We start from the raw sequence: 1,366 nt of genomic DNA on the forward strand, positions 1-1,366 counted from the left end.
CGGAGCCCGTCACCCGCGCGATCGACCCCGACGCCGTGGACGAGGATGCCCCCGCGGCCGAGCCGCGGCGCCTCGCCGACGATCCCGCCATCGCAGCGCTGCTGGCTTCGCGCAACGCCCGGCTCGCCGAGTTCTGGCTGAACCCCCAGGGCACCGGCGAAGCGGGGCCGTTCGCCGGCCGCACGGCACTCGTCGTCGACGCCGAGGATCGCTTCACCACGATGCTCGCGCACCAACTGCGCCACCTCGGCCTGCAGGTCGAGATCGCGCCGTGGAACGACGTCACCGACAGGCGGATCGACGACGCAGAGCTCGTGGTGTCGGGTCCCGGGCCGGGCGACCCCCGCGACCCCGCGAGTCCGCGCCTAGAGCGCATGCGCGAGGTGGTGGCACGTCGCCGGGCGACGGGCCGGCCGCTCCTGGCCGTGTGCCTCAGCCACCAGATCCTCGCGGACTCGCTCGGAATCGACCTCGCGCCGCTGGGCGCACCGCATCAGGGACTGCAGAAGACGGTCGACGTGTTCGGGATGCCGGCATCCATCGGCTTCTACAACACCTTCACCGCGCGCGTCTCGCCCGGGACCATCGAGGTCGGCGACGCGGAGGTCGCAGCCGATGCCGCGGGGGATGTGTACGCGCTGCGCGGACCCCGGTTCGCGTCGGTGCAGGGCCACCTCGAGTCGATCCTGTCGCGCGACGGCATGACGACGCTCGAGCGCCTCGTCGCCCACGCGCTCACGCCGACCCGCGGTGAGTGAGGGCTCACCGGTGCCCGCGACGGGACGCGCGGCGGTCCTCAGGGAGTTCAACGACCGGGGGTCGCACGGGCGGTGAGCAGCCGGCGCTCGGCGTCGTTCGCGGTGAGCTCGATCGCCCGCAGATCGGCGGCCAGCGCCTCGTCGTCGCGGCCGAGCTCACGCAGCAGAGATGCGCGGACCGCATGCCACAGGTGGGAGCGCGGGAGCGGGTCGCCGAGCGCGTCCAGCTCTGCGAGCGCGTACTGCGGGCCGGCGACGCGGGCGAGGGCGACGGCGCGGTTCAGCCGCACGACCGGCGACCGGTCGAATGTCAGCAGCATGTCGTAGAGGGTCAGCACCTGCGGCCAGTCGGTGGATGCCGCATCCGGGGCATCCGAATGGCACGCGGCGATGGCCGCGTGCAGCTGCCACCGCCCTGGCCGGTGCAGGCGCGCGGCGCGCTCGAGGGTGCGATGCGCCTCGGCCACGAGCGCCACGTCCCATCGCGATCGGTCCTGGTCGCCGAGCAGCACGAGTTCGCCGCCGACGGCGCGCGCGGGCTCGCGGGACCGGTGGAACTGCAGCAGCGACAGCAGTCCGAGCGCTTCGGCCTCGCCCGGGAGCGAGTC

Annotated in this window: 2 protein-coding genes; one reads left to right on the top strand and one right to left on the bottom strand. The window is 74.0% G+C overall.

The genetic code is table 11. The annotated features are described in order from the left end of the window. Positions 1 to 758, top strand: a 758-nt coding sequence (locus EIO58_RS18010; protein WP_164861868.1) for an aminodeoxychorismate/anthranilate synthase component II, incomplete at its 5' end; no start/stop codon positions are given. 47 nt (positions 759 to 805) lie between these two features. Here the strand turns inward: EIO58_RS18010 and EIO58_RS18015 are convergent. Further along, positions 806 to 1,366: DUF6596 domain-containing protein (locus EIO58_RS18015; RefSeq protein WP_342447994.1), on the bottom strand; the 561-nt coding region annotated here is incomplete at its 5' end.

Source organism: Microbacterium sp. CPCC 204701 (assembly GCF_004010105.1).
Taxonomy (GTDB): Bacteria; Actinomycetota; Actinomycetes; order Actinomycetales; family Microbacteriaceae; genus Microbacterium.